Annotated in this window: 21 protein-coding genes; 12 read left to right on the forward strand and 9 right to left on the reverse strand. The window is 63.7% G+C overall.

Annotation, left to right across the window (positions count from 1 at the left end):
* Positions 1–24: 24 nt before the first annotated feature.
* From pbpC to ACFSOZ_RS28740, 10 genes are all read left to right on the forward strand, one after another.
* Positions 25–2115, forward strand: coding sequence for a penicillin-binding protein 1C (gene pbpC, locus ACFSOZ_RS28695; RefSeq protein WP_379103589.1), 2091 nt, complete (start codon positions 25–27; stop codon positions 2113–2115).
* Positions 2116–2124: 9 nt separating this feature from the next.
* On the forward strand, positions 2125–2856 hold the full coding sequence (locus tag ACFSOZ_RS28700) for a M15 family metallopeptidase (protein ID WP_379103591.1): 732 nt from the start codon (positions 2125–2127) through the stop codon (positions 2854–2856).
* A 165-nt stretch (positions 2857–3021) separates the two neighbouring features.
* Positions 3022–7287 (forward strand): beta strand repeat-containing protein, encoded by a 4266-nt coding sequence (locus ACFSOZ_RS28705; protein WP_379103593.1) that lies wholly within the window; start codon positions 3022–3024, stop codon positions 7285–7287.
* A gap of 80 nt (positions 7288–7367) precedes the next feature.
* The gene (locus ACFSOZ_RS28710; protein WP_379103595.1) at positions 7368–8471 is read left to right on the forward strand and encodes a TIGR03032 family protein; all 1104 of its coding nucleotides are present in this window, start codon (positions 7368–7370) and stop codon (positions 8469–8471) included.
* Positions 8472–8694: 223 nt separating this feature from the next.
* On the forward strand, positions 8695–9723 hold the full coding sequence (locus tag ACFSOZ_RS28715) for a sulfate ABC transporter substrate-binding protein (RefSeq protein WP_379103598.1): 1029 nt from the start codon (positions 8695–8697) through the stop codon (positions 9721–9723).
* 22 nt (positions 9724–9745) lie between these two features.
* Positions 9746–10597: a sulfate ABC transporter permease subunit CysT gene (gene cysT / locus ACFSOZ_RS28720; RefSeq protein ID WP_379103600.1), complete on the forward strand. Its 852-nt coding sequence runs from the start codon at positions 9746–9748 to the stop codon at positions 10595–10597.
* On the forward strand, positions 10590–11474 hold the full coding sequence (gene cysW / locus ACFSOZ_RS28725; protein ID WP_379103602.1) for a sulfate ABC transporter permease subunit CysW: 885 nt from the start codon (positions 10590–10592) through the stop codon (positions 11472–11474). Before cysT ends, cysW begins: the two co-directional genes overlap by 8 nt.
* 13 nt (positions 11475–11487) lie before the next feature.
* Positions 11488–12528 carry a sulfate/molybdate ABC transporter ATP-binding protein gene (locus ACFSOZ_RS28730; protein ID WP_379103604.1) on the forward strand — a complete coding sequence of 347 codons (1041 nt, stop codon included), beginning with the start codon at positions 11488–11490 and terminating at the stop codon, positions 12526–12528.
* A 229-nt stretch (positions 12529–12757) separates the two neighbouring features.
* On the forward strand, positions 12758–13744 hold the full coding sequence (locus ACFSOZ_RS28735) for a sulfate ABC transporter substrate-binding protein (protein ID WP_379103606.1): 987 nt from the start codon (positions 12758–12760) through the stop codon (positions 13742–13744).
* A 354-nt stretch (positions 13745–14098) separates the two neighbouring features.
* Positions 14099–14548 carry an RrF2 family transcriptional regulator gene (locus tag ACFSOZ_RS28740; protein WP_013530871.1) on the forward strand — a complete coding sequence of 150 codons (450 nt, stop codon included), beginning with the start codon at positions 14099–14101 and terminating at the stop codon, positions 14546–14548.
* A 16-nt stretch (positions 14549–14564) separates the two neighbouring features.
* Here the strand turns inward: ACFSOZ_RS28740 and ACFSOZ_RS28745 are convergent, their stop codons facing one another.
* The 7 genes from ACFSOZ_RS28745 to ACFSOZ_RS28775 form a co-directional block, all read right to left on the reverse strand.
* On the reverse strand, positions 14565–15110 hold the full coding sequence (locus ACFSOZ_RS28745) for a gluconokinase (protein ID WP_379103607.1): 546 nt from the start codon (positions 15108–15110) through the stop codon (positions 14565–14567).
* A 2-nt stretch (positions 15111–15112) separates the two neighbouring features.
* Positions 15113–16099: an ABC transporter permease gene (locus ACFSOZ_RS28750; RefSeq protein ID WP_379103609.1), complete on the reverse strand. Its 987-nt coding sequence runs from the start codon at positions 16097–16099 to the stop codon at positions 15113–15115.
* Positions 16096–17076, reverse strand: coding sequence for an ABC transporter permease (locus ACFSOZ_RS28755; protein WP_379103611.1), 981 nt, complete (start codon positions 17074–17076; stop codon positions 16096–16098). Before ACFSOZ_RS28755 ends, ACFSOZ_RS28750 begins: the two co-directional genes overlap by 4 nt.
* Complete coding sequence (locus ACFSOZ_RS28760; RefSeq protein WP_379103613.1) at positions 17073–18620, reverse strand: sugar ABC transporter ATP-binding protein; 1548 nt, start codon at positions 18618–18620, stop codon at positions 17073–17075. The genes ACFSOZ_RS28755 and ACFSOZ_RS28760 overlap by 4 nt, the downstream gene beginning before the upstream one ends.
* A 79-nt stretch (positions 18621–18699) precedes the next feature.
* Positions 18700–19827 carry a sugar ABC transporter substrate-binding protein gene (locus tag ACFSOZ_RS28765; protein WP_379103615.1) on the reverse strand — a complete coding sequence of 376 codons (1128 nt, stop codon included), beginning with the start codon at positions 19825–19827 and terminating at the stop codon, positions 18700–18702.
* Positions 19828–20131: 304 nt separating this feature from the next.
* Positions 20132–21160 (reverse strand): HTH-type transcriptional regulator GntR, encoded by a 1029-nt coding sequence (gene gntR, locus ACFSOZ_RS28770; RefSeq protein WP_379103617.1) that lies wholly within the window; start codon positions 21158–21160, stop codon positions 20132–20134.
* A 156-nt stretch (positions 21161–21316) separates the two neighbouring features.
* A complete protein-coding gene (locus tag ACFSOZ_RS28775) occupies positions 21317–22546 on the reverse strand; it encodes an MFS transporter (RefSeq protein WP_379103619.1) in 1230 nt (409 codons plus the stop codon).
* Positions 22547–22723: 177 nt separating this feature from the next.
* Here ACFSOZ_RS28775 and ACFSOZ_RS28780 point away from each other — a divergent pair, with 177 nt between their 5' ends.
* Entirely contained in the window at positions 22724–23002 is a 279-nt protein-coding gene (locus ACFSOZ_RS28780; RefSeq protein WP_379103621.1) for a DUF3175 domain-containing protein, read from the forward strand.
* Between the two features lie 18 nt (positions 23003–23020).
* Here the strand turns inward: ACFSOZ_RS28780 and ACFSOZ_RS28785 are convergent, their stop codons facing one another.
* Together ACFSOZ_RS28785 and ACFSOZ_RS28790 are read right to left on the reverse strand one after the other, a co-directional pair.
* Positions 23021–23797 (reverse strand): FadR/GntR family transcriptional regulator, encoded by a 777-nt coding sequence (locus ACFSOZ_RS28785; protein WP_379103623.1) that lies wholly within the window; start codon positions 23795–23797, stop codon positions 23021–23023.
* Positions 23798–23900: 103 nt separating this feature from the next.
* Positions 23901–24797, reverse strand: coding sequence for an NAD-dependent epimerase/dehydratase family protein (locus ACFSOZ_RS28790; protein ID WP_379103625.1), 897 nt, complete (start codon positions 24795–24797; stop codon positions 23901–23903).
* Positions 24798–24916: 119 nt separating this feature from the next.
* On the opposite strand from ACFSOZ_RS28790, the gene ACFSOZ_RS28795 reads away from it, so the two are divergent.
* Positions 24917–25855, forward strand: coding sequence for an NAD(P)-dependent oxidoreductase (locus tag ACFSOZ_RS28795; RefSeq protein ID WP_379103627.1), 939 nt, complete (start codon positions 24917–24919; stop codon positions 25853–25855).
* Positions 25856–26011: the final 156 nt, after the last annotated feature.

Consider the following 26011-nt stretch of genomic DNA (forward strand, 5'->3'; position numbering starts at 1 on the left):
GGCAGGCGGATGAGGGGCAGCGCCATGCTCTTGAGAAAATTCCTGCGCCGGGCAGCCATCACGGGCGTCTCCCTCGCGGGCCTAGCGGCGATCACCGTCGCCGGCCTCTGGGAACTCGACCGCGCCTTTCCGCCACCACTGCCGGCCGAACTCACGGTCTCGACGGAAGTGCAGGACCGCGACGGCCAGCTGTTGCGCGCCTTCGCCACGCCGGACGGCTATTGGCGGCTCGAAACCAGGCTCGACCAGGTCGACAAGCAGTTCGTCGACATGCTGGTCACCTATGAAGACAAGCGCTTCTGGGACCATGAGGGTGTCGACGTGCTGGCGCTGGCTCGCGCCGCCGGCCAGTTCGCCACCAGCGGCCACATCGTCTCCGGCGGCTCGACCCTGTCGATGCAGCTCGCCCGGCTGATCGAGCCGCGCGAAAGCCGCAGCCTCGGCTCCAAGCTCAAACAGATGCTGCGCGCAATCCAGATCGAGCGCCGGCTGTCCAAGCGCGAGATCCTCGAACGCTACCTGACGCTGGCGCCCTATGGCGGCAATCTCGAAGGCGTACGCGCCGCCTCGCTCGCCTATTTCGGCAAGGAACCGAAGCGGCTCACCGTTTCTGAAGCCGCCCTGCTCGTCGCCTTGCCGCAGTTGCCGGAAAAGCGCCGGCCCGACCGCAACCTGCAGATTGCCCACGCCGCCCGCGACCGGGTGTTGACCCGCATGGTGTCAGCCGGCCTGCTCGGCGAGCGCGAGGCCGCGCGCGCAGCGCTTGACGATGTCTCGGGCCTGCGCCGCACGCTGCCGGCACTCGCCGCGCACGCCGCCTATGCGATGCTGCCCAAGGCCGTGCCTGGCCAGCCCTTGCAGCTGACGATCCGCAAAAGCGTCCAGGAAGGGCTGGAGCAGGTGGCCAGGGATGCCGCCACCAAGCTCGGACCCCGCCTCTCCGTCGCCATGGTGCTTGCCGACGCCCGCACCGGCGATATTCTCGGTGAAGTCGGCTCGGCCAATTTCTTCGACGCCAGCCGCTCCGGCTGGATCGACATGACCAAGATCGTCCGCTCGCCCGGCTCGACGCTGAAGCCATTCATCTACGGGCTTGCCTTCGAGCAGGGGCTGCTGGCGCAGGAAACGCTGATCGACGACAGCCCCGTCGATTTCTCCGGCTACCGGCCGAAGAATTTCGACATGGGCTACCAGGGCGACGTCAGCATCCGCCAGGCGCTGCAGCTGTCGCTCAACGTGCCGGCGATCCGCGTGCTCGATGCGGTCGGGCCAACCCGGCTGATGGCGCGCTTCCGCCAGGCGGGGGTGAACCCGATACTGCCGGTCAACGAGGCACCGGGCCTGGCTATCGGCCTCGGCGGTGTTGGTGTGACGCTGCGCGATCTCGTCCAGCTCTACACAGGGCTCGCCAATGGCGGCAAGACGCACACGCTGCATGATGGCACCGAGCCGGCCAACGCGGAGCGCACCACCGCCACCATCCTCGACAATCAGGCCAACTGGCAGATCATCGACATCCTGTCTGGCGTCAAGCCGCCCGAGGGTGCCTTGCAACGCGGCATCGCCTACAAGACCGGCACCTCCTACGGCTACCGCGACGCCTGGTCGGTCGGCTTCGACGGCCGCTATGTGCTGGGCGTCTGGGTCGGCCGTCCCGATGCCGGTGCGGTGCCTGGCCTGTCCGGCTATGTTTCGGCTGCTCCGATCCTGTTCGACGGCTTTGTCCGCTCTGGCCTCGCCACCGTGCCATTGCCGGGCAAGCCGCCCGGCGTGTTCAGCCCCAAACGCGAGGACTTGCCAGTAACGCTCGCCCGCTTTGGCGCCGGTTCGGACGGCCTGGTGCAAGCGGTGCCGACCGAACCCGCACCGACCATCATCTTCCCGCCGGACGGCGCCCGCGTCGATCTCGGCACCAACTCTGCCGATGCCTCGCCGCTGGTGCTGAAGCTGCAAGGCGGCCGCGCGCCATTCCGCTGGCTGGCCAACGGCAAGCCGCTCACCGGCATCGACCGCCGCCGCACCGCGACCTGGCTGCCGGACGGCGCCGGCTACTCGACGCTGACCGTGATCGACGCCGCCGGGCGTGCGGCCAGCGTAAAGGTGTTCGTCGAGTGAAAGCGCTCCTTGAATAGAGTGCGCCAGGCGATTCAGCACATTGGCTTTTGCGCGCTGATGGTCGCGGCTGTCGCTCTGCCGGCATATGCCGACGCCCTGCCCGCCGGCTTTGTCCGGCTCGCCGATGTCGACCCCTCGATCCGTCAGGACATCCGCTACGCCGGACCTGACGATTTCCTGCATCGCAAAGCCAATGGCTATGACGCGCCTGTGTGCATCCTCACCGAACAGGCTGCCAAGGCGCTCTCCGGTATCCAGAAGGCGATCGCCGCAAGAGGCCTGACGCTGATCGTGTTCGATTGCTACCGTCCTGCCCGTGCCGTCGCCGACATGGGCGAATGGACGCGAGAGGGTGGGCCGCCCGATCCGCAATGGTATCCCCGGGTCAAGCGTGGCGACCTCATCGCCAAGGGCTATGTCGGTGAACTGTCCAGCCATTCTCGCGGCTCGACCGTCGATGTCGCCATCACGCGAACCGACAGGACATCCGCGCTGAAACCGGCCTGCGGTGCCGTCGATGCCGACACGCTCGATTTCGGCACCGGCTTCGACTGCTTTGATCCGATGAGCGAAACCGCCCACCCTGGTCTCGCCGGCGAAGCGGCGGCAAACCGCAAGATGCTTGTCGATGCCATGCGCGCCGGTGGTTTCAAAAACTATGCTCGCGAATGGTGGCACTTTACGCTGGAACACGAACCCTTCGCCAAGCAACGTTTCGATTTTCCGATCATCGCCGACTGAGGCGCCCCAAGCCCGGCGGATCTGCTATGCGGCGACCCGGCACTTCAGCAAGTTGTTGTATAATTACAACATAAATTGCCGGTCACCAGTATTTGTCCCGAATTCGGGCTGACTCGATTGCAATTCTCTTCCGCCGGGATACGCATGGCCGCTGGAGGGCTTCCAATGGGCTTTACGTCGGGTTTTGACGTCGCGTTCGCGCGTGACGTTGTTCAACTATGTCCAAAGCGTCGCCGCCTGCTGCTTTTGGGCACGGCGCTCGGCTCGACGCTGATCGCGTTCTCCGCCTCCCCATCCTTCGCCGCGAACTGCACGCAGCCACCCTCGCCCTCGCCGATCACGGTCACTGGTGCGGCAACGCCGATCTCCTGCATCAACACCGTCGCACGCACGGCAACCGTGGCTGGCGACAACGCCATCGGTATTGTGACGACCGGCGACGGCAACACAATCGACATCACCAACAGCGGGCTGCTGACGACGACTTCGACCTCCCTCATTCCAGGTCCATCCTTCTCGCAGTCGACCGGGGCGCGCGGCATCTATGCCGGCACCAACGGCATCGGCGCCGACATCACCATCAACAACACCGGCACCATCAATTCGTACAGCGACAGCATCAAGGCGACCGACGCCGCCACGAATGGCACCGTGTTCAGCAGCGACACGCACATCACCATCACCAATTCGGGCAACCTGAACGCTGGCCCCAACGCCGAAGGCATCTTTGCCAAGGCCAGCTACGGTTCCAACAACATCGTGACGATCGACAACAGCGGTGCCATACAGACCGGCGCCAGCGCCGCCCCGAGCGGCACATCGTCCGGCATCTTCGCCGATGTCGGTGGCGACGACAGCCAGATCAACATTACCAACAGTGGCGCGATCAGCACGATCGGTGCCAGTGCAGCGGGCATCTCGGCGATCGCCAACTATTACAATGGCGACAACGGCAGCATCGTCATCGACAACAAGGCAGCCGGCACCATCACCACGACGGGCGCGGGCGCTTATGGCATCTTTGCCCAGGCCGGCGGCATCGCACCGGACGACGGCGGTGCGGTGACCATCACAAACGCTGCCACCGTCAGCGCCGGCTATATAGGCATTGCCGGCTTCGCCTATGGCAGCGGCGGCGACATCGCCATCACCAACAAGGCCGCCATCACCTCCGGTACCGCCGGGCATGACGGGTCCGATGGCATCAAGGCGGTGGGCTATGGCGACGACTCGACCATCAGCATCACCAACAGCGGCGCCATCGACACCACTGCCGGCGGCGCCTATTCCGTCGGCATCGAGGCCATCAACACACCGTGTCAGTGTGCGGGTTCCAACACGCACATCTTGATCACCAACACGGCCGACATCACCACCGGAGTCGATTCGGCTGGCATCCTCGCCCGCTCGTTCGGCGATGGCGCCGTGGTGACGATCGACAACAGCGGCAACATCCAGACCGGACCCAGCACCTCGGGGGGCAATTCGTTCGGCATCTTGGCCGCCGTCGCCGGCGATGACAGCCAGGTCAACATCGCCAACAACGGTTCGATCAGCACGGTCGGCGCCGACGCTATCGGCATTGGAGCCGTCAATTACTATGCCGGTTCCGATGCCAGCATCGTCATCGACAACAAGGCAGGCGGCACGATCACCGCCACCGGCAGCCATGCGGCCGGCATCTTCGCAGGCAGTATCGGCCCGGACGGTGCCAGCACAATCGAGATCACCAATGCCGCCACAATCAACTCAGGCTACATGGGCATCGGCGCCATCAACTACGGCAGCGGTGGCGGCATAACCATCACCAACAAGGCCGCCATCACCTCCGGCACTGGCGGAGACAGTGGGTCCAGCGGCATCCTGGCCGTGGCCAATGGCGGCGACTCGATCATCAGCGTCACCAACAGCGGTGCCATCGACACCACGGCTGGTGGCGCCAATTCCATCGGCATCGAGGCTACCAACGAAGCGTGTCTGTGTGCGGATCCCAACCCGCAAGTCTCGGTCACGAACACAGCTTCCATAGCCACAGGCGCCGATTCCGTCGGCATCTTCGCCCGCGCGGCCGGCACCGGCGGCATGGTGAGTGTCGACAACAGCGGTGATATCAAAACCGGCGCCAGCACTTCGACCTTCGGTGCCTCGTCCGGCATCTTCGCCGATGTCGATGGCGACAACAGCCAGATCAGTGTCACCAACAGCGGTGCCATCCACACGGTCGGCGCCAACGCGGCCGGCATTTGGGCGATCGCCAACTACTATGGCGGCTCCAACGGCAGCGTCGTCGTCAACAACAAGGTGGGCGGCACGATCACCACCACCAGCAGCGATGCATTCGGCATCTTTGCCGAGGCGGGCAGCCAGGCCGCCGCTTCCGCCAACCCCAGCGACGGCGGCACGGTCGAAGTCACCAATGCCGCCACGATCAATGCGGGCGCAAAGGGCATCGGCGCCTATACATATGGCTCCAACGGCACGGTCACCGTCACCAACAGCGGCGCGATCGTCTCGACCAGCGACAGCATCTACGCCAAGTCGAACGGCGACGACAGCAATGTCACCATCACCAACAATGCCTCTGTAAGTTCCCTGAACGGCAATGCGGCTATTTCGGCATTCACTGCCGGAGCCAACAGCGACATCACGATCACGACGAGCGGAAACGTTGCCGGTGCCGGCGGCTTTGGCGTGAGTGCCGATGCAAACGGAGCGTCGAGCGCCGTCGTCATCAATGCCGGCACCAGCATCCATGGCGCTCTCGGCGGCATCCTGGCCGATTCGGCGGCGGGATCGACGATCAATATCGATCCTTCCGGTTCCCTCAGTGCCGGGAACAACCTGGCCATCAAATCGACCGCCGGACCGGCCGCCATAAACAATGATGGCGTGATCATTGGCCGGGTCGAATTGAGCGACGCCGAAAATGTCATGAACATCAATGGCAACGGTGTCTTCAGGGCATTCACCGACAGCAAGTTCGGCGCCGGAGCCGATACGCTCAACAACGGCGGCACCCTTTACGCATCGGGCAGCTATTTCGGTTCCTCGCCAAATACAGTCAGCCTGCTCGGTCTCGAAAACTTCGTCAACGGCAGCCTCGGCTCCGGAGCCGGCCTGACAACGATGATCGATGGCGTGGCCGGCGACAGGCTGACAACGAGCGGCAACTTCACCGGACAGGGCAACTCCAGGCTCGGTGTCGACGTCCACTTTGCCACCGGTGTCGCCGATACGCTGACGATCGGCGGCAATGCTTCCGGTCATACCGAGTTGCTCGTCAATGTCGTTGGCACCGGCGTGCCGGTGGTCTTCATCCCCGTGGTCACGGTGACCGGAACGACCGCCGACAGCGATTTCGATCTGGCTGGTCCCGTCAATGCCGGCTTCTTCACCTATGGCCTGTTCCTGCAGGGCAACACGCACGGCCTGCGTTCCGTCGGCCTTGGCAATGCGGGTTTCGAACTGCCTGCCGGCGTGACCGGCGCACAGGATGTGTGGCTGGACACGACCGGCTTCTGGCAGGATCGCATGGCGGATCTGCGCACGCAGGAAAGCGGTGTCCATAATGCGGATATGCCCGAATCCAAGCTCGCCGCGCGCATGGGCGGTCTCTGGGCGCGGGCGTCCGGCGACTGGTCGAACCGCGACAGCAGCGTAACCTACTCCGATCCGGTCTCGGCGCTGACCGAGACGCTCGATCTCGACCGCAAGCAGCGCACCGGCGCTTTCCTCGGCGGCATCGACATGGGGCTCGAAGGTGTCGCCGGCGGCGACATGCTGTTCGGCGTCATGGGCGGCTATGTCACCTCCAGGCTCGACTTCACCGCCACCGACGACCGCTGGAACTACAAGGGCGGCACGGTCGGCGCCTATGCCACCTATCTGAACGGCGGCTTCTACCTCGACGGCCTCGTCAAGGCAGACTTTCTCGATGTCGACATCAACGACGTCGGCGGCAAGGCGAGCACCAACGCCACCAACATCGGCGCGCGGCTCGACGCAGGCTACCGCGTCGCCATCGGCCGGGGCTTCGTCGAGCCGCAAGCCAGCCTGGAATGGGTTCACACCAACATGGATTCGGTCTCGCTGTTCGGCGGCGACGTCGACTTCCAGAACGGCAGCAGCGGCCGCGCCAAGATCGGCGTGCGCATCGGCACCGACATGCGGATGAACGGCATGACCGTCAGCCCCGACCTGACGCTGAGTGTCTGGAACCACTTCGGCAGCGACAATGCCGTCAACATCGCCTTCCCCGGCAGCGCCTTCTCGGCCACCGACAGCGCCGGCAACGGCACATTCGGTGAGATCGGCGTCGGCGTGAACGTGGCCAGCGCCAGCAACTGGTCCGGGGTGGTCCGCAGCAGCGTCCGCTTCGGCAACGATTACAGCGCCGGCTCCATCGGCGCGGCACTCCGCTACGGCTGGTAGTCCAGCGGATTGCATCTGAACTTCTTGCGCCGGCCCTCGCGGCCGGCGTAGTCATGAATGGGTCCACCCATGGAGCGAGCGTGAGCACATCCAAGGCCACCGACGAAGCCACGGCGAAACCGCCGGAAGCCCCGCCTGCCAGCCCGGTTGAACAGCAGACCAACGTCTCGCTGTCGCGCGGCTTCATCAACTGGATGGAGACGGCGCAATGCTCGCTGGCCTTCACGTCCTACCAGACCGGGCAGTTGTTCCTGGTCGGCCTCACCGGCGACAGGAAGGCGTCGATCCACCAGACCAGTTTCACTAGGGCCATGGGCGTGACCGTGGCCGGCCAGCGCATCATCCTTGCCTCCGACACGGCGGTGTGGCGGCTGGAAAACATCCTCGGACCCGATCAGGTCGCCAACGCCGTCTACGACCGCATGTATATGCCGCGCGCTGCCTCCTACACCGGCGACCTCGACATCCATGAACTGGCAGTCCGGGAAGACGGGCAGATCGTCTTCATCAACACCAAGTTCTCATGCCTGGCGACACTGAGCCCGACGCACTCCTTCCGGCTGCTGTGGAAGCCGTCCTTCATCAGCAAGCTGGTGCCGGAGGACCGCTGCCACCTCAACGGCCTCGCCATGCAGAACGGGCGGGCCCGCTATGTCAGCGCGATCAGCCGGTCGGACTCGGTCGGCGGCTGGCGCGACCGCCGCTGGGAGGGCGGCATGATCATCGACATCACCGAGGACAGAGTGGTGGTCGACGATTTGTCGATGCCGCATTCGCCGCGCGTCCATGACGGCGCGCTGTGGGTGCTCGATTCCGGCCGCGGCTTCCTGGTCCGCATCGATCCCGGCACGCAGGAAAAGCAGAACATCGCCTTCTGCCCCGGCTTCCTGCGCGGCCTGAGCTTTCATGGCCGCTTTGCCATCGTCACCACCTCGCTGCCCCGCGACGGCCTGTTCAAGGACCTGCCGCTGCAGGACAATCTGCAGACGCGCGACGCCGAGCCGCGCTGCGCCCTCTACATCATCGACCTGCATACCGGCGGCATAGCCGAGTGGATCGAGTTGAAGGGGCACATCACCGAGCTGTTCGACATCGCCGTCATTCCGGGCTGTCGCTGCCCGTCGTCAGTGCCGCTCAACAGCCCGAACATCGCCTCGCTGATCACCATAGACAGCGAAGGCTGAGCGAATCGCCCCTCACCGGCGAAGTCCTTGTCCCGGCCGGTCCAAAGCCTAGATGAAACGTCAGGCAGGCTCGGAGTTGGCTCCGTGCGGCCATGAGGAAGAAATTTCTCCACACACCGAAATATCGTCGAGAATTTTCTTCAAGGGGGCAAAAAAGGCAACATTGAATGCATCTAATTTCTATCAATTCGGTAGATTTGGCGCCGGTTCAACGGAGGCAGAAATGACCAAACCTCATTTCAGGAAACTGCTCGGCGCACTGGTCGCCACATCTGTCCAGTTCGGCACGCTCGGTTTCGCGTTTGCCGATACCACCATTCTCAACGTGTCCTATGATCCGACACGCGAGCTCTACAAGGCCTATGACGAAGCTTTCGCGGCACATTGGAAGGCCGAGACCGGCGAGACGGTCACCATCCAGCAGTCGCATGGCGGATCGGGCGCCCAGGCCCGCGCCGTGATCGACGGTCTCGACGCCGATGTGGTGACGCTGGCGCTCGAAGGCGACATCAACGCCATTGTCTCGAAATCGAAGAAGATCAATCCCGACTGGCGCACCAAATTCGAAAACAATTCAGCGCCTTACACCTCGACCATCATCTTTCTCGTCCGCAAGGGCAATCCCAAGGGCATTCACGACTGGAACGACCTGGTCAAGGACGGCACCCAGGTGATCACGCCCAATCCCAAGACATCCGGCGGCGCACGCTGGAACTATCTCGCCGCCTGGGCCTACGCCAACGCCAATGATGGCGGCGACGAGGCCAAGACCAAGGAGTTCGTCGGCAAGCTCTACGCCAATGCCCCGGTGCTCGACACCGGTGCGCGCGGCTCGACCGTGACCTTCGCGCAAAAGGGCATCGGCGACGTGCTGATCGGCTGGGAAAACGATGCCTATCTGGCACTCAACGAATTCGGCGCCGACAATTTCGAGATCGTCTACCCGCCGACATCGATCCTGGCCGAGCCGCCGGTGGCGATTGTCGACGCCAATGTCGACGCCAAGGGCACGCGCAAGGTCGCCGAAGCCTATCTGGGCTGGCTCTATTCCAAGGAAGGGCAGACGATCATCGCCAAGAACCACTATCGTCCGGCCAAGCCCGACCTTGTGGCGCCGGAGGACCTCCCCAAAACACCTGAAATCAAGCTGATCTCCATCGACGATCCGCTTTTTGGCGGCTGGAAGAAAGCACAGCCTTATCATTTCGGCGACGGTGGTATATTCGACCAGATCTACAAGCCGGCCCAGTGAGCTAGATCTAGATCAGGACGATATGACCACAGCACCCGCGCAGGCGGGGTGGCGATTCAGGCAGCCGAGTGTCATTCCGGGTTTCGGACTGACGCTCGGCTTCTCGCTTGCCTACCTCACCCTCATCATCCTCATCCCGCTGTCCGGGCTGCTCTGGCGCTCGGCCGCCCTTGGCTGGCCTGAATTCTGGGCCATCGCCACCGATCGCCGCACCATCAACGCGCTTGAAATCAGCTTCGGCACCGCCTTCATCGCGGCTGGCGTCAACGTCGTGTTCGGCACGCTGGTCGCCTGGGTGCTGGTCCGCTACCGCTTTCCCGGCCGCCGCATCGTCGATGCCATGGTCGACCTGCCCTTCGCGCTGCCGACAGCGGTGGCCGGCATCGCGCTGACCACGCTCTACGCGCCGAACGGCTGGATCGGCAAATTGCTGATGCCGCTCGGCATCAAGGTCGCCTACACGCCGCTCGGCATCGTCATTGCACTGGTCTTCATCGGCCTGCCCTTCGTCGTGCGCACCGTGCAGCCGATCATGGAGGAGATCGACAAGGAAGTGGAAGAAGCCGCCGCAACGCTCGGCGCGAGCCGCTTCCAGATCATCACCCGCATCCTGTTTCCGGGGCTGGCGCCGGCCATCATCACAGGCTTTTCGCTGGCCTTCGCGCGCGGTGTCGGCGAATACGGCTCGGTCATCTTCATCGCCGGCAATTTGCCCTATAAATCCGAGATCGCGCCGCTGCTGATCGTCATCCGGCTGGAGGAATACAATTACCCGGCGGCGACCGCGATCGCGGCGATCATGCTCGCTCTGTCGTTCGTCATGCTGCTGGTGGTCAATCTCGTGCAGACATGGAGCCGCAAGCGCTATGGCTGATCCCGAGATCAAATCCTACGAACCGCACCACGAGAGCCAGTCGGCGGCGGTCACGGAAAGCCGCCCGGCGCGCGTGGCGCTGATGGCCGTTGCCTTCGCCTTCCTCGGCATCTTTCTGCTCCTGCCGCTGATCATCGTCTTCCACGAAGCGCTGGCGAAAGGCGTCGGCGCCTACACCCAATCGCTGAGCGATTCCGACACGCGCTCGGCGATCCGGCTGACCCTGCTTGTCGCAGCGATCTCGGTGCCGCTCAACATCGTCTTCGGCATCTCCGCCGCCTGGGCGATCGCCAAGTTCGAGTTCAAGGGCAAGGCCTTCCTGACCACACTGATCGACCTGCCCTTCTCGGTCTCGCCGGTCATATCAGGCCTGGTCTATGTGCTTCTGTTCGGCGCCCAGGGGCTGCTCGGCGGCTGGCTGAAGGCACATGGCATCGTCATCCTGTTTGCCGTGCCCGGCATCGTGCTGGCCACCGTCTTCGTCACCTTCCCCTTCGTTGCCCGCGAACTGATCCCTCTGATGCAGGAACAGGGCAATGGCGACGAGGAGGCAGCCCTGTCGCTCGGCGCCAATGGCTGGCAGACCTTCTGGTATGTGACCTTGCCCAACGTCAAATGGGGGCTGCTCTATGGCGTGCTTCTGTGCAACGCACGTGCCATGGGCGAGTTCGGCGCGGTTTCGGTGGTGTCGGGCCACATACGCGGCCTGACCAACACCATGCCGCTGCATGTCGAAATCCTCTATAACGAGTACAACGCCGTCGGCGCCTTTGCCGTCGCTTCATTGCTTGCGGGCCTCGCGCTCGTCACGCTGGTCTTGAAAACACTTCTCGAGATGCGCTACGGCGCCGAGATTGCCGCGACGCGCGGACACTGACAGAGGGATTTGCATGGAAGTTCGCGTTGCCAACGTGCGCAAGGAGTTTGACCGGTTTCCGGCGCTGCACGACGTGTCGCTCGATATCAAGTCGGGCGAACTGATCGCCCTGCTGGGGCCGTCCGGTTCCGGCAAGACGACCCTGCTCAGGCTGATCGCCGGGCTGGAGCGGCCGACACGGGGAAAAATCTTCTTCGGCGACGAGGACGCCTCGCAGAGGTCGATCCAGGAGCGCAATGTCGGCTTCGTCTTCCAGCACTATGCGCTGTTCCGGCACATGACGGTGGCCGACAATATCGGCTTCGGCCTCAAGGTCCGGCACGGGCCGTCGCGCCCGCCGGCGCAGGAGATCCGCCGCCGTGCCTCCGAGCTTCTCGATCTTGTCCAGCTTTCGGGGCTGGAAAAGCGTTATCCGGCACAGCTATCCGGCGGCCAGCGCCAGCGCGTGGCGCTGGCGCGCGCCATGGCGATCGAACCCAAGGTGCTGCTGCTCGACGAGCCGTTCGGCGCGCTCGACGCACAAGTGCGCCGCGAATTGCGCCGCTGGCTGCGCGAAATCCATGACGCCACCGGCCACACCACCGTCTTCGTCACCCACGACCAGGAAGAGGCGCTGGAGCTTGCGGACCGCGTCGTGGTGATGAGCCAGGGCCGCATCGAGCAGGTCGGCACCGCCGACGACATCTACGACACGCCGAACTCGCCCTTCGTCTACGGCTTCATCGGTGAATCGAGCTCGCTTCCCGTCAAGGTCGAGAATGGCGAGATCTGGCTCGCCGACCGTCCGATCGGACTTTCCGCGCCCCACGAGCCCTCGGGCGATGCGACGCTGTTCTTCCGTCCGCACGATGTCGAATTGCTGGACGGCTGCAGCGGCTGCATCGCCGGTACGGTCGCCGCCAGCCGCCGCGTCGCCGGCACCAGGCGCGTCGAACTCGAAATCGGTGGCGAGCGCCAGCGGGTCGAAATCGAACTGCCGGTCGATCACCCCGCGGCCCAGAAAAGCCGGGTGGCCTTCCGCCCCGGTCGCTGGAAGCTGTTCCCGGTCGCCTGATCCATCCGCCTGCCCGTCGGTTCGGGAAGGATTGTGCGCGTACGTGGCGCCATTGTGCCGGCTGTGGCGTCGAAAAGACCCTTGCCTGGAAGGAAATCCTAACAGCCGGCCGTTTTGGCGACGTCTTTTCTCGCGGCAAGGGCACGGAGCCGCCGTGCGTGCCTCGTCGCGCACCATGCGCCACGGCTATGGTCCGACCATAAACGCATTGCATCGGAGCCCTGTTTTCATGAAGCGATTTTTCCTTGGCGTTGCCACCGTCGCCGGCCTGTTCCTCGCATCCTCCCAAGCCTGGTCGGCCGACAGACTGCTGAACGCTTCCTATGATGTCGGCCGCGAACTGTTCGTCCAGGTCAACAAGGCCTTCATCGCGGGGCATCCGGGCGTGACCGTCGACCAGTCGCATGCCGGCACCTCGGCGCAGGCGCGCGCCATCGCCGAGGGCCTCGCCGCCGATGTCGTCACTTTCAACCAGGTCACCGACATCGAATTCCTGGTCAAGAAGGGCCTCGTCTCGGCCGACTGGCAGAAGGATTTCCCCGACAAAGCCTCGCCCTTCTATTCGCTGCCGTCCTTCCTGGTGCGCGCCGGCAATCCCAAGCACATCAAGGACTGGAACGATCTCGTGCGCGACGACGTCCAGGTGATCTTCCCGAACCCGAAAACCTCGGGCAATGCGCGCTACACCTATCTGGCAGCCACCGCCTACGCCAAGGAAGCCTTCAAGGGCGACGACGCCAAGGTGAAGGAATTCATCACCAAGCTGTTCAACAACGTGCCGATCTTCGACACCGGCGGCCGCGCCGCGACCACCACCTTCGTGCAGCGCGAGATCGGCGACGTGCTGATCACCTTCGAGTCCGAAACGCGCGGCATCCGCAAGGAGTATGGCGACGACAAGTTCGAGCAGGTCACGCCTTCGGTCAGCCTGCTCGCCGAATTCCCGGTTGCGATCGTCGACAAGGTCGCCGACGAGCATGGCACGCGCGATCTGGCCAAGACCTATCTCGACTTCCTCTACACGCCTGAAGGTCAGGATATCCTTGCCCAGAACGGCAACCGCGTCCGCGACGCGGCTGTTGCCGCCAAATACAAGGCGCAGTTTCCCGATGTGCGCCTGCTGACGGTGGAAGATGTCTTCGGCGGCTGGGACAAGGTTCAGAAGGAGCATTTCGCCACCGGCGGCCTGCTCGACCAGACCTACGGCAGCCGCTGACGGCAGCAACTCCGAGGTGAACGAGAAAGCCGGCGCTTTGCCGGCTTTTTTCATTTCATGCACCGGCACCTCGGTTTTCAGCGGACCAAAGCATGATCCCGAAACGTGGAATCCGGTTCTCGCTGGAGATCATGCTCAAGCCAAGGGAGAGCTCCCATCCCGATTAAATCAGGATGAACAGGCTCTATCGGCGTCATCCATGCAAAACGTTACAAAGAATCAACGCGTTTGTGCCTAATGTGCCATCCGCGCGGCTAGTTTTCGCGAAACATCGTCGCGTAGCGAAAACGTCATTATTTGCACACAAACAGTCGCCAGATGCGAGTGGTTGGGGCTTTATGGGTTGACTTGGGCATGCTGACAAAAAAAGGCAAATACGGCCTCAAGGCCCTCGTGCATCTGTCCGGCCTGCCGGCCGGCCAATTGGCCTTCGTCAACGACATCGCGGTCGCCAACAACATTCCGAAGAAATTCCTCGATGCCATCCTGGGCGAATTGCGCAATGCCGGCTTCGTCCAGAGCCGCAAGGGCAAGGAAGGCGGCTATCGCCTTGCCCGGCCGGCCTCCGAAATCAAGATCGGCCATGTCGTGCGCGTGCTCGACGGACCGCTGGCGCCGATCCCCTGCGCCAGCCGCACGCAGTATCAGCGCTGCGAGGACTGCGACGAGGCGACCTGCCAGGTCCGGCATATGATGCTGGAGGTGCGGCAGGCGATTGCCGAAGTCCTGGACAATCGCAGCCTCGCCGCCATGCGCGATGCCGACAATGATGATTTTCCCGTCGAACTGACGTCGCAGATCTAGCTTCAGAAACGCACGCTCATGACCCGCGTATCCCGCGCACCGCGGCAGCGACGAGTTCGCTGAGCGGGCGCGTCGCGTCGAGCGTCGATGCCCGCTCGTCCGCGGCCGGCGGCTCGAGGATGGCGAACTGGCTGTCGACCAGGCTCGCCGGCATGAAATGGCCCTTGCGGCTGCCGACACGCCATTTGGCCGTGGCAGGGTCGATCTCCAGATAGAGGAAGACGATCTCCGGGCAGAAGCCGCTCAGCCGCTCGCGATAGCTGTGCTTCAGCGCCGAGCATGCGGCAACCACGCCTTGTCCCTGCTCCACCGACGCCGCGATGCGCTCGCCGATCGCGTCGAGCCAGCCTTCGCGCAGCTTGTCGGTGAGCGGCTCGCCGCTTGCCATGCGCGCGACGTTTTCGGGAGGATGCAGCTTGTCGCCCTCGATGAACACGGCACCCAGCGCCGCCGCCAGCGCAATGCCGACGGCCGACTTGCCGCAGCCGGCGACGCCCATCACCACGATGGCCGGCACCGAACCGGGAGCGCCCGTTGGCGCCTCTGCTGCCTTTTCGTCCACGGTCAGCGGCTTGCCGGCGCGCGGCCGTAGAGCAACAGCATGGCGACGATGACGACGCCATAGATGATCTGCCGCCCCGCCTCCGGCATCTGCATGACCGACAGAATGGACTGCAGCAGCGTGATCAGGATGACGCCGGCAACGGTGCCGAGATAGGACCCACGTCCGCCGAGGATCGAGGTCCCGCCAAGCACCACCGCGGCGATCGACGGCAACAGATAGGCGTCACCCATCGACTGCGCCGCCTTGGAGGCGTAGCCGGCCAGAAGCACGCCGCCGAAGGCCGAAAGCCCGCCGGAGACGGCGAAGGCGATCATCACCACGCGCCGCGTGTCGATGCCGGAGAGATAGGCCGCGCGCTCGCGGTTGCCGATGCCGTAGACGGCGCGGCCGAAGCTGGTGCGGGTCAGCACGAACACCATCGCCGCGCCGATCAGCGCCCAGATGGTGAACGCGTTGGGTACGCCGGGAATGGCAAAACCGGTCGCCAGGTAGCGCATCGCGCCGGTCGCCGAATCCTGTGGCGAGAAGCCGCCGGTGTAGACCACCATCAGCCCTTGCGCGACAGCGTTGGTGGCCAGCGTGATGATCATCGAGGGGATGCGCAGATAGGCGACACCGATGCCGTTGACGATGCCGATTGCGACGCCGCAGAAAATGCCGAACGGGATAGCCAACGCGACGCCAGCTGGCCCGGAGGCGGCCACCGCACTGGCCATCATGGCGCCTACTGCCACCGACCATGGCACCGACAGGTCGATCTGGCCGAGCAGGATGACAAGCATCATGCCGGTGGCGATGACGCCCAGAAACGAAGCCACCTTGAGTTGCTGCAGCAGATATTCCGGCGACAGGAAGCTTCTGGAATAGAGGCTGCCGAGGAACAGCAGCAGCACGATACAGGCAAAGGCTGTGAGCACTGCCGGGTCGGCGCGGCGGATGAATTTCGGCATGCGCCCGGCAATACCACCGATGGTCGTTTCGCTCACAGGAACCACTCCAGCCGATTGCGGACCCTGAACAAGGCGAAAGCGCCGAGGCTGACTGCGATCAGCAGGATAACGCCCTGGAACAACGGTTGCCACAGCGGATCGAAATCGAAGACGAAGAGCAGGTCCCCGATGGTGCGGAAAGCCAGCGCCCCGAAGATCGCCCCGATGACGCTGCCCTTGCCGCCAAACAGCGAGACGCCGCCGAGCACCACGGCGGCAATCGAAAACAGCGTGTAGGCGTTGCCGCTGGCATAGGCCGCGTCGCCCGTATAGGTGAAGAAGGTCAGGAACAGCCCGCCGACCGCGGCAAGCAGTCCGGCCAGTGCGTAGGCGGCGAATTTTCCACGACGGATCGGCACGCCGGACATATAGGCCGCCATCTCCGACGAGCCGGCTGCGTAAGCCGCACGGCCGAGTACCGAGCGGCTGAACGGCACCCAGACGATCAGCACCACGGCGAGCAGCACGATCAGGCTGGCCGGCACCACGCCGAACAGGCGCCCGGTCAGCGCGTCGGCGAGGTCCTCGTTGACCGAGCCACCGGGGAACGGCCGAAGCAGCAGAGCGATGCCGAAGTAGACCGCGCCGGTAGCGATGGTGGCGACGATCGGTTGCAGCCGCCCATAAATCACAATGGCGCCGTTGATCGCGCCGCACAGCAGCCCGGTGCCGAGCACAGCAATAACCCCGAAGGCGGTCTCGATGCCGGTGCCAATCACCAGCCACGAGGCGAGGCAATTGGTGAGGGTGAAGATCATGCCGACGGAAAGGTCGATGCCGGCGGTGATCACCACGAGCGTCTGCGCCATCGCGACGAACGCCAGCAGCACGCCCTTGTTCGAGGCCGTCTGCACGACATTGGCAGTGAAGCCCGCCGGATGGTTCGAGGTGTAGATCACGAACATGACGATGAAGATGCCGAGCGCCAGCAGCGTTCCGCGCTGTTCGGCCAGCCAGTAGCGCCAATCCTTCACGCGTTTGCTCCCAGGCTCACAGGGCTCTCCTCGCCATGGATGTTGAGCGCGCTGGCGATCAGCGCCCGCTCGGTAATCTCGGCGCCGACCAGCTCTCGCTTGACCGCGCCGTCATAGAGCACCAGCACGCGGTCGCAGCAGCCGATCAATTCGTCATAGTCGGTCGAATAGAAAAGGATCGCCGCACCTGCGTCGGCGAGCTTGCGCATCAGCTGATAGAGTTCCTGCTTGGTGCCGACATCGATGCCACGTGTCGGATCGTTGAGCAGGATGATGCGCGGCTGGCGCATCAGCCATTTGGCGATGACCACCTTCTGCTGGTTGCCGCCAGACAGCGCCCCAACCGGAATGTCGAGACCGGCCGTCTTGATCGCCAACAGGCCGACCATGTCGTCGATCAGCCGCTGCTCGGCGGCGCGGTCGATGATGCCGGCTTTTGACAACCGGTCGAGGGCGGCGAAAGAGAGGTTTTCGCGCACCGTCATCGGCAGCATCAAGCCTTCCGTCTTGCGATCTTCCGGGATCAGCGCCATGCCGATCCCGTCATGGCGTGCAGCGGCAGGGCTGGCGATCGCGACCGGCTTGCCGTCGATCAGGATCTGACCGGACAGGCCGCGCAGCACGCCGAAGAAGGCAAGCAGCAATTCGCGCTGGCCCTGACCGTCGAGACCGCCAAGACCGACCACCTCACCTGCCCCAACCGTCAGCGAGACTTTGTCCAACCGGTCGGTCCATGAAAGCTGCCGTGCCTCCAACACCGGAACGGCGGCAGCCGAAGCGCGTACCGGCTTCGGCGGAAAGATGTGGCTGTATTCGCGCCCGATCATCAGTTCGACGACTTCATTGTCGCTCTTTGTGCCCGCCGCGTAACTCGCGACATTGCGACCGTTGCGAAACACCGTGCACTGGTCGGCCAGTTCGGCGATCTCGTTCATGCGATGCGAGATATAGAGCAGTGCCAGCCCTTCCGAGCGCAGCCGCTTCAGCACGCCGAAAATCTTGGCGACATCGGTCGCGGTCAGCGCCGAGGTCGCCTCGTCGAGGATCAGGATGCGCGGCTTGCGTGCCAGCGCCTTGGCGATCTCGACCATCTGGCGGCGCGACAGCGGCAGGTCCTTGACCAGCGCCAGCGGGTGGATGTCTGCGGCGCCCGCTCGCGCCAGCGCTTCTTCAGCGATGCGGCGCTGTGCCTTGCGGTCGATCATGCCGAACCGCGTCGGCGGGTCGGAAATAACGATGTTATCGGCGACGCTGAGTTCGGGAACCAGCGACAGCTCCTGGAAGATGCAGACGATGCCGGCCTGGTTGGCAGCCGCCGGCGAAGCGAACGTCACCTCGCGGCCATCTAGTGTCATGCGGCCTTCGTCGGGCGCGACGACGCCCGCCATCACCTTGATCAGCGTCGATTTGCCGGCGCCGTTTTCGCCGAGGATGGCGTGGATGCTGCCGGATACGACCGAAAGCTCGGCCTTCTCCAGCGCCCGCACGCCGCCATAGCGCTTGGATATGCCTTCCATCCGGAAGAGCGGAACCGCACCGTCCATCGACCCTCCGAGACAGTTTTGCGATTGAGGTGGAAAGCCATCGGCGCCGCGGGAGATCCCGCGACGCCGGACGTGCAGCCTACTGGTCCGCCTTGGTCTGACCCATGATTTCCTGCGCGGTGAAATTGATGCCGCAGGTCGGGAAGGAATTGCCGACGAAGAAATTGTCGGACTGATCGGGGAAGAAATCCTGACCTGCCTTGAAGTTCGGATCCTCGACGATCGCAAGCGGGAGCTTGACCGACTGCGGGACGACATTGCCTTCAAGTGCTGAGATCGCCGTCTTGATGGCAACCGCCACCTGGGCCGGGCCGGTACCGGCCGACGAGCATTTCAGCCCGTCCGCTGCATGGGCGGCGCAGAATTTGCGGAAGCCGTTCTCTGTTTCGCCGCCGAACGGTACGAACGGATGCTTGGCGTCGATCATCGCCTGCACGATGCCGGTGTCGCCACCCTGGCCGGTGATGCCGACGAACGGGCCATTGGTGGCGATCGCGTCAGCCGTGACCTTCTGCGCTGTCGGATCGTCCCACTTGCCGGCGACTTCGGTGACGTCCCATTTCTTGCCTGAAGCGTCGAGAGCCTCATGGATGCCATTGTGACGATCGGTGTCGACCGACGTGCCGGCAACGCCGCGCACTTCAAGAATCTTGCCGCCATCGGGGATATGGCTGATCAGCCATTTGCCCCAAAGTTCGCCGAGGCCCTTTTGATCGACATTGACGTTGATGGCATCCTTGGTATCGAGAATGTTGTCGAAGGCGACCAGCACGACCCCGGCTTCCTTGGCGCGCTTGATGACCGGAGCGAAAGCGGTCGGGTTCTGCGCGTTGACGACAATGGCGTCATAGCCGGAATCGATGAAGTTGTTGATCGCCGAAATCTGCGCCGGCACGTCCTCGCCGGTCGACACAACCTTGAATTCTTTCAGCTTGGCGGCGACGTCCTTTTGCGCTGCGTAAGCCTTGGCGGTCTGGATCATCTGGATACGCCAGGTGTTGGCGATATAGCCATTGGCGAGCGCGATCCGGTATGGACCATCTTTTTTGGGAAACTTGAAGAACTGCGTATCTGCGGCCCAGGGCGCGAAGCAGTCCGCCTCGACGGCTGGTCCCTTCACGACTTCGGGGCCGGCGGCCATTGCGGCCGAGTTGAGCATGACGAATGCAGTGGCGGCAACGATGCCACCCACGAGTGACTTGATCATCGATATTCCTCCCAGTTGCAGTTCTGATTGTTGTTGGCTGACGTACAATTCACGCGTCTGGCCAGGCACCTCCCGCCTTGCCGGCCGCGCTTTTCAGGTGGCCGAATGCCGACCCGATCCCCTCCTTTGTCGCCCCTCAAGCGAAGACGAAAACTATCATATTATACATAATAAACAAGTATCAGCTGTCGCTTATGTATAATAAACAAGCTCTGGCTTTCGCCGCGAGTTTCTACAATGGGCAATTGGTAGCGCTACCATGACGTTGTGTAAACCGGCTTTTACACACTCGCTTCTGTGTGTTTCAACGGGCGGTGCTCTCGCGGCGCTTGAGTTCGAAACCGAGGTCGACGATCCGCTGTTCCGGCCTGTTGCCGGCGATTGCCGCCAGCGCCATGGCGACCGCACGCCGGCCGATTTCATAGCGGTGGGTGCGGATGCTGGTGATCGAAGGGAACGCCACCTGCATCATGTCAAGGTCGTTGAAGCCGACAATGCCTATCGTCTTCGGCACCGCGATCGAGGCGCGATGGCACTCGAACAACACGCCCAGCGCGATGTCGTCATTGTTGCAGAAGACACCGTCGAGCGTCGGCACCTTGGCCAGCGCGTCGCGCAGCATTTCGCGGCCGAGCGGCACGCTGGACAACACCGGCGTGGTGGTGACGAGGCGCGGGTCGAACAGGCCGGCAGCCTCCATCGCCGCGCGATAGCCTGCCAGGCGCCGCTGCGAGCGCGGGTCCATGCGCGCGCCGATGAAACCGATGCGGCGGTAGCCTGCCTCGATCAGATGTTCGGTCGCCGTCCTGCCGCCGTCGAAATGCGAGAAGCCGACCATCATGTCGACCGGATCGGGCCCGGTTTCCATGACCTGCACCACCGGGCAGCCGGCGCTTTCCAGCAGCTTTCGCGAGGTTGGCGTCTGGTCGATGCCGGCGACGATCAGCGCTGCCGGCCGCTGCGAACCGAACAGCTGCAGCAGCCGCTCTTCCTCGAGGCCGGAATAATGGGTGTTGCCGAGCTGGATGCGGAACGGGCTGGCCGACAGGCTGTCATAGATGCCGCGCACCACCTCGGCAAAGACGTTGTTGGTGAGCGACGGCACCAGCACGCCGAACACCTCGGCACGCGCCGAGGCCAGTGCCCGGGCATTCGGGTCCGGCACGTAACCGAGTTCGTCGACGGCGGCCTGGATCTGGCGGCGCAGCTCTTCCGAGACACGCTCCGGCTCGCGCAAGGCCCGCGACACGGTAATGGCGCCAACGCCGGCCTTGCGCGCCACATCGGCAATGGTCGGGCGGCCGCCGCCCCGGCGCGAGCGTGGCTTGATCAAGGACGCACTCGCTCGGAAAAGCACCCGCCAAAGCGCGGTTGCGATACGATCGTCCTTGCTGTCGTCATCTCACCGGCCCGCTTTGCCGCACCCACTCGTGTCTGGCGTCGCGCAGCCTGTCGTCCTTGTCAAGCAAAGGGGACCGACCTGACCCGTTCAGGCCATCGCCACAACACTTCGCCTTGCCTTCCACGACAACAACCCGATCGCCAGTATGTTCAGCAAATTCCATGCGATACCATTGAGGAACGCCGCGGCATAGGAACCGGTCAGGTCGTAGATCCAGCCCGACATCCATCCGCCGATCGCCATGCCGAGGATCGTCGCCATCATGACGATGCCGATACGCTGCCCAGCCTCCCTGGCCGGCATGTATTCGCGCACGATGATCGCATAGCAAGGCACGATACCGCCTTGCGAAAGGCCGAACACCAGCGAGACGACGTAGAGCGAAGCGAGCCCGTCGAACGGGATGTAGAACAGGAGCGACAGGCACTGCAGCACCGAGCCGATGAGCAGCGTCTTCACGCCGCCGATACGGTCGGCGAGAAAACCGGACGCCAGCCGGCTGACGACGCCCGCCGCCATCATGATCGACAGCATGTCGGCGCCATGCGCCATGCCGTAGCCGAGATCCATGCAATAGGCGACGATATGCACCTGCGGCATCGACATCGCCACGCAGCAGCCGAGACCGGCGACGACCAGCAGCACCTGCAACGCTGCCGGCGACAGCGAAATCGACTGCACCGGCCGGCTTCCCGGCGAACCGGCGGCGGCCGCAGCCGGGGCACCGCGCCGCAGCATCAGCACCAGCGGCACCATGGTCACCAGGCAGAAGATGCCGATTGCCGCATAGGTGAAGCGCCAGCCTTCCGCCTTCATCAGCGTCGGCATGATGGTCGGCCAGATCGCTCCGGCAAGGTAGTTGCCGGCGGCTGCTGCCGTCACTGCGACACCGCGCCGGCGATTGAACCAGTGCGAGATATCGGCGATCAGCGGTCCGAAGATCACCGATGTACCGACACCGATCAGCAACCCTTGAGCAAGGGTGAATTGCAGGATGGAGGTCGACAGCGCCGCGAGCAGGAGGCCGGCGGCGAGCGCAATCGAGGAGATGAGCGCCGGGATCCAGTAGCCCATACGGTCGATGGCCCGGCCGACCAGCACGTTGCCAGCGGCGAAACCGACCATGGTCGCGGTGTAGGGCATGGACGCCGCGGCGCGATCAACGCCGAACTCGGCCTGCACGGCGGGCAGCACGACGACAACCGCCCACATGCCGACGGCGCCGATCGTCGCCAGCAGCATCGAAATGGCGAGCCGCATCCAGGCATAGGTACTGTCGATGCCGGGCCTCGGCCGGCTCAAGTCGGTTCGGGTCAAGGCGTTTCCTGTCGGCGGTCTCGAAAATCGGCTGCCGTTTGCGCCACTATCGGCGCATTCCAGACACGCAGCAGCGCCACAGCGGGCAAATCCGTGGCTCCAGAGCCAGGGCGGATTCGGGAACCGATGCCAATGTGTGGAGTTTCCCGGCAACGCACCCTGCAAAGGAGTCCTGCCATGACCAAGAAGAAGAAATGGTCGGCCGAGGTGACCGGGCACAGCGACGCGATGGATCTCGAGGACCACGTCTTCGAATCCGATGACGCCAGGAAGATCGCCGCCTCGCTCAAACGATCCGCCGAACACAGCGACCGGCGCAAGGCCGAGCCGTTTCAGTCCGCCATGTCGATGCTAAATTTCTACATCAACCGCGCCGGCAAGAACCTGCCCGCCACGCGCAAGAAGGACGCCAAGGACGAACTGCGCGCCGCCTTCGGACGTGAGCCGGACGACTAGCCGCGACCCGGTCGGCCCCTATCGCGATCGGATGACGCTGTCGGTGTTGGCCAACAACTTGCGCACCGCGTTGCGCGCCGCGTCCGGCCGCTGCAGGCGGATGTTCTTCTCGATCGCCTCATGCAGCTTCTGCGCATGGTTGAGATCGTCCACGGCTCGGGTGGTGAAGGCGAACAAATGATCGAAGGCGGATTCGATCAGCACGCCGAGCGGCACCAGAAGATCATTGCCGGAGGCGCGCAGGATGGCGAGGTGAAAGCGGGTGTCGGCGCGGGTGCGCTCCTGCAGGCTGGCCGCCTCACCCATATCGCGGCAGGCCTGGCTGATCTCGGCCATCTGTTCGCCGGTCCGCCGCATGGCGGCAAAGGCGGTCGCTTCCGGCTCGATGATGTGGCGGAACTCCTGCACGGTCTTCAGGAACACTTCGCGATCCGGTGATGTCGCGTACCAGGCCAGCACATCGCGGTCGAGCAGGTTCCAGCGCTCTTTCGGCTCGACCCAGCTGCCGATCTTGGGGCGCGATGCCAGCAGGCTCTTGGCCATCAGCATCTTGATCGCTTCGCGCACCGCCGAACGGCTGACGCTGAAGGTCTCCGACCATTTCGCTTCATTGGGCAGGATGGTGCCGGGCGGGTAGTCGCCACGCACGATCCGCAGACCAATCTCGCTGGCCAGCGAAGCATGGACGCTCGAGCCTGGAATGCGCGCCGCGTCAGGTCGGCGAACGCCGGCCGGGCGGTCAGTCGAGGCCGCTTTCGCTGGCGATTTTTCCTTGTTCGGCTTCGCGTCCCGCATAGGCTCCAGAAAGTCCGGATTGAAGAGGCTGTCAAGCGCGGCAAGCGGCTTGGGCCGCAAAGCCTACCGCTGTGCACAGATCAGCCCCGATTGCTCCCGCGGATCAGGCCTGCTTGACGTATTTGCGCCAGCTGTGCTCCGGGCGGAAACCCAGCATGTCGCGCGCCTTGCGGTTGGAGAGCAGCGTCTCGTACTCGCCGAGTTCGGCCTTGACCGGTACGCCCGGATAGAACCGCTTCAGCAATTCAGCCGTCGGCAGGTCGGACGAAGTGTCGTCATTGGCAGCATTGAACACCTGATAGCCGAGGCCATCCTTCTCGATGGCGCGCAACGTGATCTGGCCGAGATCGCGCGCGTCGACATAGCTCCAGGCGATGCGCTTGCGGAAACCCGGATCGGCGAACCATTTCGGAAACAGCGAATATTCATGCGGCTCGATGACGTTGCCGATGCGCAAGGCATAGATATCGGTGCCGTTGCGCTGCGCAAAGGCGCGTGCCGTCTTCTCGTTGACGACCTTGGACAGGGCGTAGCTGTCCATCGGATCGACATCATAGTCCTCGTCGAGCGGGAAATACCGGGGATCACGCGGCTCATTGGCGAACACCAGCCCGTAGGTCGTCTCGCTGGAGGCGATCACCACCTTGGGGATGCCGAGCTTCACCGCCGCCTCGATGACATTGTAGGTGCCGAGCGCGTTGATGCGGAAAACTTCATTGTCGGTGGTGATCATGATGCGCGGGATGGCCGCGAAATGCACAACGGCATCAACCGGCTGGGGGCGCAGCGACGGATCGAATTCGTGCAGGCCCATATAACTCGACAGCGCGTTGAACACCTGCCCGCTGTCGGTGATATCGGTGATCAGGGTGCGCACCTTGGGATTGTCGAGCGGCTTGGTGTCGATGTTGAGCACCTGACAGCCCTGCTCCACCAGATACTGCACGACATGGCGTCCGGCCTTGCCGCTGCCGCCGGTGAACATGATCCGCTTGGTCATTTTGCTCTCCACATCCTCTGGGATTTATGTGTATTGTCAGACAATATCGCAATCCGCAACCACCCTCGCCTGCAAAATGGCAGCGCCTGGCATCAATCAATTCAACAGGACTTGAAGACATGAACACGACTGCCGCGAGCGAAAAGATCGGCTTCATCGGCCTTGGCCTGATGGGACACGGGATCGCCAAGAACATCGTCGACAAAGGCTACAGCCTGACCTTTCTCGGCCGCAAGAACCGCAAGCCGGCGGAAGACCTGCTTGGCCGCGGCGCCACGGAAGCGTCGAGTTCGCGCGATGTGGCTGCGGCATCCGACATCGTCTTCATCTGCGTCACCGGCTCGCGCGAAGTCGAAGCCATCGTTCGCGGCCCCGGCGGCGTCAAGGAGGGCTTGAAAAAGGGCTCGGTCGTCGTCGACTGCTCGACCTCCGATCCGGTCTCGACCATTGCACTGGCGGCCGAACTCAAGGCGCTCGGCATCGACTATGTCGACGCGCCGCTGAGCCGTACGCCGAAGGAGGCCTGGGAAGGCACGCTCGACGCCATGGTCGGCGCGCCGGACGCCGTCTTTGCCCGGCTGAAGCCGGTGCTGGAAACCTGGGCCGGCCGCATCGTCCATATCGGCGACACCGGCGACGGCCACCGCATGAAACTGCTCAACAATTTCATCTCGCTCGGCTATGCCGCGATCTATTCCGAGGCGCTGGCGCTGGCGCAGAAGGTCGGCATCTCGCCGCCGCGCTTCGACAGCGTCATCCGCAATGGCCGCATGGATTGCGGCTTCTACCAGACCTTCATGCGCTGGACGCTGGAAGGCGACCGCGACGCCCACAAATTCTCCATCGCCAACGCTTTCAAGGACCTGACCTATCTGGAATCGATGGCCGGTGCGGCCGGCATCGCCAACCCACTCGGCAACGCCACCAAGAACTCCTTCGCCGGCGCCTTCGCCACCGGCCCGGCCGAGCAATTCGTGCCGATGCTGGCGACGCATATCGGCAAGGTCAACGGCGTCGACCTGATGCCGATGAAGGATGGCAAGAAACAGACGATTTGAGGTGAGAAGCGGTCCGCGCAGCGGACGAAAAGCCAATTGCTTGGCTTTTTGAGTTTCGAACGGTGAAGGCCCGGTTCGCTTCTGGGCGGATCAAAAGGTCCAGTGGACCTTTTGAAGGGACTGAACGCCTGAAGGGCTGGGAGCCTGCGAAGGGCC

Source organism: Mesorhizobium newzealandense (genome assembly GCF_042682145.1).
GTDB classification, from domain to species: domain Bacteria; phylum Pseudomonadota; class Alphaproteobacteria; order Rhizobiales; family Rhizobiaceae; genus Mesorhizobium; species Mesorhizobium newzealandense.

Coding starts and splice junctions, on each gene's coding strand:
- ACFSOZ_RS28705 (WP_379103593.1), top strand. CDS start 3,022: ATGGGCTTTACGTCGGGTTTTGACGTCGCGTTCGCGCGTGACGTTGTT.
- ACFSOZ_RS28715 (WP_379103598.1), top strand. CDS start 8,695: ATGACCAAACCTCATTTCAGGAAACTGCTCGGCGCACTGGTCGCCACA.
- ACFSOZ_RS28785 (WP_379103623.1), bottom strand. CDS start 23,797: ATGCGGGACGCGAAGCCGAACAAGGAAAAATCGCCAGCGAAAGCGGCC.
- ACFSOZ_RS28735 (WP_379103606.1), top strand. CDS start 12,758: ATGAAGCGATTTTTCCTTGGCGTTGCCACCGTCGCCGGCCTGTTCCTC.
- ACFSOZ_RS28740 (WP_013530871.1), top strand. CDS start 14,099: ATGCTGACAAAAAAAGGCAAATACGGCCTCAAGGCCCTCGTGCATCTG.
- ACFSOZ_RS28760 (WP_379103613.1), bottom strand. CDS start 18,620: ATGGACGGTGCGGTTCCGCTCTTCCGGATGGAAGGCATATCCAAGCGC.
- ACFSOZ_RS28780 (WP_379103621.1), top strand. CDS start 22,724: ATGACCAAGAAGAAGAAATGGTCGGCCGAGGTGACCGGGCACAGCGAC.
- ACFSOZ_RS28765 (WP_379103615.1), bottom strand. CDS start 19,827: ATGATCAAGTCACTCGTGGGTGGCATCGTTGCCGCCACTGCATTCGTC.
- cysW (WP_379103602.1), top strand. CDS start 10,590: ATGGCTGATCCCGAGATCAAATCCTACGAACCGCACCACGAGAGCCAG.
- ACFSOZ_RS28730 (WP_379103604.1), top strand. CDS start 11,488: ATGGAAGTTCGCGTTGCCAACGTGCGCAAGGAGTTTGACCGGTTTCCG.
- ACFSOZ_RS28795 (WP_379103627.1), top strand. CDS start 24,917: ATGAACACGACTGCCGCGAGCGAAAAGATCGGCTTCATCGGCCTTGGC.
- cysT (WP_379103600.1), top strand. CDS start 9,746: ATGACCACAGCACCCGCGCAGGCGGGGTGGCGATTCAGGCAGCCGAGT.
- ACFSOZ_RS28790 (WP_379103625.1), bottom strand. CDS start 24,797: ATGACCAAGCGGATCATGTTCACCGGCGGCAGCGGCAAGGCCGGACGC.
- pbpC (WP_379103589.1), top strand. CDS start 25: ATGCTCTTGAGAAAATTCCTGCGCCGGGCAGCCATCACGGGCGTCTCC.